The organism is Oleiphilus sp. HI0080 (assembly GCF_001635135.1).
Window position 1 is genome coordinate 1 of the sequence record NZ_LWFU01000522.1, and the last position, 4,345, is coordinate 4,345.

Consider the following 4,345-nt stretch of genomic DNA (forward strand, 5'->3'; position numbering starts at 1 on the left):
GTGTTCTTCTTCGTGGTACTAAGCGTGATGATGTTGAGCGTGGTCAGGTGCTATGTGTTCCTGGTTCGGTTAAGCCGCACACGAAGTTCGAGGCTGAAGTATATATCTTGAGCAAAGATGAAGGTGGTCGTCACACGCCATTCTTCCAAGGCTATCGTCCACAATTTTACTTCCGTACCACGGATGTAACAGGTGCATGTGAGCTTCCTGATGGCGTTGAGATGGTAATGCCAGGTGATAACGTACAGTTGACAGCTACTTTGATCGCGCCAATCGCGATGGAAGAAGGTCTACGCTTCGCGATTCGTGAAGGTGGCCGCACAGTTGGTGCTGGTGTTGTTGCCAAAATCATCGAGTAATTTGTTCTCGTAATATTGAAAGGGGCTGCCCATTGGGCGGCCTTTTTCTTTGGCAGATCATTTGGCAAAGGGGTGGTGACTCTTTTGTTGACAGGTTTGTATGCAATGAGTACAATGCCGCTCCTTTTTTGTACAGGTGCCGCAAAGACAATCTGTCGACGTGGCGATAATCGGAGTTTTGTTAAACATGCAAAGCCAAAAAATCAGAATCAGACTGAAAGCATTTGACTACCGTCTGATTGACCAGTCTACACAAGAAATCGTAGACACGGCGAAGCGAACTGGAGCACAAGTGCGTGGCCCAATTCCTCTGCCAACAAAGAAAGAAAGGTTTACAGTATTGATCTCTCCGCACGTTAATAAAGATGCGCGTGATCAATATGAAATCCGCACGCATAAACGCATGATGGATATTGTAGAGCCTACAGAAAAAACTGTAGACGCACTCATGAAGCTTGATCTAGCTGCTGGTGTTGATGTTCAAATCAGCCTAGGTTAAGTCCAAGCGTAAGCTTGGGTGCTGGGTTTATCTAACCCGGCAAAGTGTAACTACCTATTAATAGGGCCATAGAGGGTGAGAGCCCCGTACACTTAAGAGGTGAAAAATGGCAATTGGTTTAGTCGGCCGCAAGGCTGGTATGACTCGTATCTTCACAGAAGAGGGTCGGTCAATCCCGGTAACCGTTATTGAAGTAGACGGTAACCGTATCACGCAGGTGAGAACTGAGGACGTGGATGGCTACAAGGCTGTTCAGATCACTACAGGTGAGCGTCGCGCTTCTCGCGTTTCTAAAGCAGCAGCAGGTCACTTCGCGAAAGCGGGTGTCGAAGCTGGTCGTGGTTTGTGGGAATTTCGTCTAGAAGCTGAAGAGGGTGCAGACCTTAAAGCGGGCGATGTTCTTAGTGTCGAGCAGTTTGAAACTGGTCAAATTGTTGATGTGACCGGTCAGTCAAAAGGTAAGGGGTTTCAAGGCGGTGTTAAGCGTTGGAACTTTCGTATGCAAGACGCAACACACGGTAACTCGCTATCTCACAGAGCTCCTGGTTCGATTGGTCAGTGTCAAACGCCTGGTCGAGTTGTGAAGGGTAAGAAGATGGCTGGCCACATGGGTGCTGAGCAGGTAACGGTTCAAGGTCTTGAGCTCGTGCGTATCGATGCAGAGCGCAACTTGCTTTTGATCAAAGGTGCTGTCCCTGGCGCAACTGGCACAGACATTATCGTCAAACCAGCTGTTAAAGCTTAAGAGGTGTAGTGATGGATTTAGTAATAGCAAATTCTAAAGACAGCGTTGCTGTCTCTGACGCTACGTTCTCTCGTGAGTATAACGAAGCTCTGGTACATCAGGTTGTTACTGCTTATATGGCAGGCGGCCGTCAGGGTACAGTAGCTCAAAAGACTCGCTCAGAAGTGCGTGGCGGTGGTAAGAAGCCATGGCGTCAAAAAGGTACTGGCCGAGCGCGTGCTGGTACGATTCGTAGCCCAATTTGGACCGGTGGTGGTGTAACTTTCGCTGCTAAGCCTCGTAGTTACGAGCAGAAAGTAAACCGTAAGATGTATCGCGCTGCGATGCAGGTAATTCTTTCCGAGCTTGTTCGTCAGGACCGTCTGGTTGTTGTTGAAGAGATGACAGCTGCTACTCCAAAAACTAAAGAGTTCGCTGCAAAGTTGGCAGCTCAAGGCTTGGAGAATGGAGCGCTAATAATTTCTGATGAAGTAGAGCAGAACTTATATCTTGCTTCGCGCAATCTACCAAAAGTAGAGGTTCGTGACGCGGCAAGTGTTGATCCTGTGAGCTTGGTTGGGCATGACAAGGTAGTAGTTACAGTCGCTGCTTTGAAGAAGATTGAGGAGATGTTGGGATGAACCAAGAGCGTATCTATAAGGTGCTACTAGGCCCTCACGTCTCTGAAAAGGCTTCAATGGCTGCAGAGCATAATCAAGTTTGTTTCAAGGTTGCTTCAGATGCGAGCAAGCCTGAAATCAAGAAGGCAGTAGAGCAGTTGTTCAATGTTAATGTTGAGCAGGTCCGTACTGTAAATATCAAGGGCAAGACTAAGCTAACTCGCAATGGTCTTGGCAAGCGTAAGGATATCCGTAAAGCGTATGTCACTCTGGCGGAAGGCCAGGACATCGACTTCATGGATGTTGAATAAGGTAGGAGATAGTTATGCCAGTCGTTAAAGCCAAACCGACTTCTGCCGGTCGCCGTCATGTAGTCAAGGTTACAAACCCTGATTTGCACAAAGGTCGACCTTACGCGCCGTTGGTAGAGAAAAAATCAAAGAATGGCGGTCGTAATAACAATGGTCGTATTACAACGCGTCATAAAGGTGGTGGTCATAAGCAGCACTACCGTCTAGTAGACTTCAAGCGCGGGAAGGACGGTATTCCTGCGGTTGTGGAGCGTTTGGAGTATGATCCAAATCGTTCTGCGCATATTGCTCTTCTTAAGTATGCAGATGGTGAGCGTCGCTACATCATCGCACCGAAAGGTCTTAAGGCGGGTGATGAAGTTCGCTCTGGTGAAGATGCTCCAATCAAGGTTGGTAGTACTCTGCCTATGCGTAACATTCCGGTAGGTAGTGTTATTCACTGCATAGAGATGAAGCCTGGTAAAGGCGCTCAGATTGCACGTAGTGCGGGAACATCTGCGCAACTGGTAGCTCGTGAAGGTGCTTATGCAACTCTTCGCTTGCGTTCTGGTGAAATGCGTAAGGTTTTGGCCGAATGTCGTGCAACCTTGGGTGAGGTTTCAAATAGTGAGCATAGCCTCCGTCAATTAGGTAAAGCGGGTGCATCACGTTGGCGCGGTGTTCGACCAACGGTGCGTGGTGTTGTTATGAACCCAGTTGACCATCCACATGGTGGTGGTGAAGGGCGAACCTCTGGTGGTCGTCACCCTGTTACTCCTTGGGGTGTACCTACTAAAGGTCATAAGACTCGCAAGAACAAACGCACTGACAAGATGATTGTACGTCGTCGGTCGGCTAAGTAATTAAAAAGAGGATTACGCTGTGCCACGTTCTTTAAAGAAAGGTCCATTTATTGACCTTCACTTGTTGAAGAAAGTTGAAACGGCTCTGGAAAAGGGCGACAAAAAACCAATTAAAACTTGGTCTCGTCGCTCGACAGTTTTTCCAGAGATGGTAGGTCTTACGATTGCAGTTCATAACGGGCGTCAACACGTTCCGGTTTTTGTAACTGAAGATATGGTAGGCCATAAATTGGGTGAATTCGCTGCTACGCGTACTTATCGTGGTCATGCTGCTGATAAGAAAGCTAAGCGTTAATTCTGAGGGGATTGAGAGATGGAAGTAGCTGCAAAGCATAGAGGTGCTCGAATTTCTGCTCAGAAGGCACGTTTGGTAGCAGATCAAATTCGAGGCAAGGGTGTAGAAGAAGCGCTGGAGACTTTGTCTTTTAGCACGAAGAAAGCTGCACAATTGATTAAGAAGGTGTTGGAGTCAGCGATTGCTAACGCTGAGCATAACGACGGTCTTGATGTTGATGATCTTAGCGTATCGACAGTTTTTGTTGATGAAGGTCCAACTATGAAGCGTATCCGTCCGCGTGCAAAAGGACGAGCTGATCGTATCTTTAAGCGCACCTGTCATATCACGGTCAAAGTGGCCGATAACTAGGAGATACTCAGATGGGTCAGAAAGTACATCCTAATGGTATCAGACTGGGTATTGTGAAAGACCACAACTCCGTTTGGTATGCAGAGAAAGGTGAATACGCGAACAATCTTCTAAACGACATTGAAGTTCGCGAGTTCTTAATGAAGCGCCTTGAAAAGGCGTCAGTCAGTAAGATCGCGATCGAGCGTCCTGCGCAAAATGCACGTATTACGATTCACACGGCACGTCCGGGGATTGTGATTGGTAAGAAAGGCGAAGATGTAGAGAAATTGCGTAACGAAGTTAGTCGAATGATGGGTGTGCCTGTGCACATCAATATCGAGGAAATTCGTAAGCCTGACTTG

General features: G+C 47.6%; 8 protein-coding genes and 1 pseudogene. All 9 read left to right on the forward strand.

The genetic code is table 11. From position 1 onward, the window contains the following. Window positions 1-359 (forward strand): annotated as a pseudogene (gene tuf, locus A3751_RS11030) (elongation factor Tu); the annotation flags it as partial. A gap of 187 nt (window positions 360-546) precedes the next feature. Continuing rightward, complete coding sequence (gene rpsJ, locus A3751_RS11035; protein WP_068455763.1) at window positions 547-858, forward strand: 30S ribosomal protein S10; 312 nt, start codon at window positions 547-549, stop codon at window positions 856-858. Window positions 859-964: 106 nt separating this feature from the next. Continuing rightward, window positions 965-1,603 carry a 50S ribosomal protein L3 gene (rplC, locus tag A3751_RS11040; RefSeq protein WP_068455766.1) on the forward strand — a complete coding sequence of 213 codons (639 nt, stop codon included), beginning with the start codon at window positions 965-967 and terminating at the stop codon, window positions 1,601-1,603. Between the two features lie 11 nt (window positions 1,604-1,614). After that, entirely contained in the window at window positions 1,615-2,223 is a 609-nt protein-coding gene (rplD, locus tag A3751_RS11045; RefSeq protein ID WP_068455769.1) for a 50S ribosomal protein L4, read from the forward strand. Next, entirely contained in the window at window positions 2,220-2,513 is a 294-nt protein-coding gene (gene rplW / locus A3751_RS11050) for a 50S ribosomal protein L23 (protein WP_068455773.1), read from the forward strand. Before rplD ends, rplW begins: the two co-directional genes overlap by 4 nt. Window positions 2,514-2,527: 14 nt before the next feature. Then, window positions 2,528-3,355, forward strand: a complete 828-nt coding sequence (gene rplB, locus A3751_RS11055; protein WP_068455776.1) for a 50S ribosomal protein L2 — start codon at window positions 2,528-2,530, stop codon at window positions 3,353-3,355. Between the two features lie 19 nt (window positions 3,356-3,374). Further along, complete coding sequence (gene rpsS, locus A3751_RS11060; protein WP_068455781.1) at window positions 3,375-3,650, forward strand: 30S ribosomal protein S19; 276 nt, start codon at window positions 3,375-3,377, stop codon at window positions 3,648-3,650. A gap of 18 nt (window positions 3,651-3,668) precedes the next feature. Continuing rightward, window positions 3,669-4,001 (forward strand): 50S ribosomal protein L22, encoded by a 333-nt coding sequence (gene rplV, locus A3751_RS11065; RefSeq protein WP_068455783.1) that lies wholly within the window; start codon window positions 3,669-3,671, stop codon window positions 3,999-4,001. Between the two features lie 11 nt (window positions 4,002-4,012). After that, window positions 4,013-4,345 (forward strand): 30S ribosomal protein S3 (rpsC, locus tag A3751_RS11070; RefSeq protein WP_068455787.1); only part of this gene is annotated, 333 nt, incomplete at its 3' end.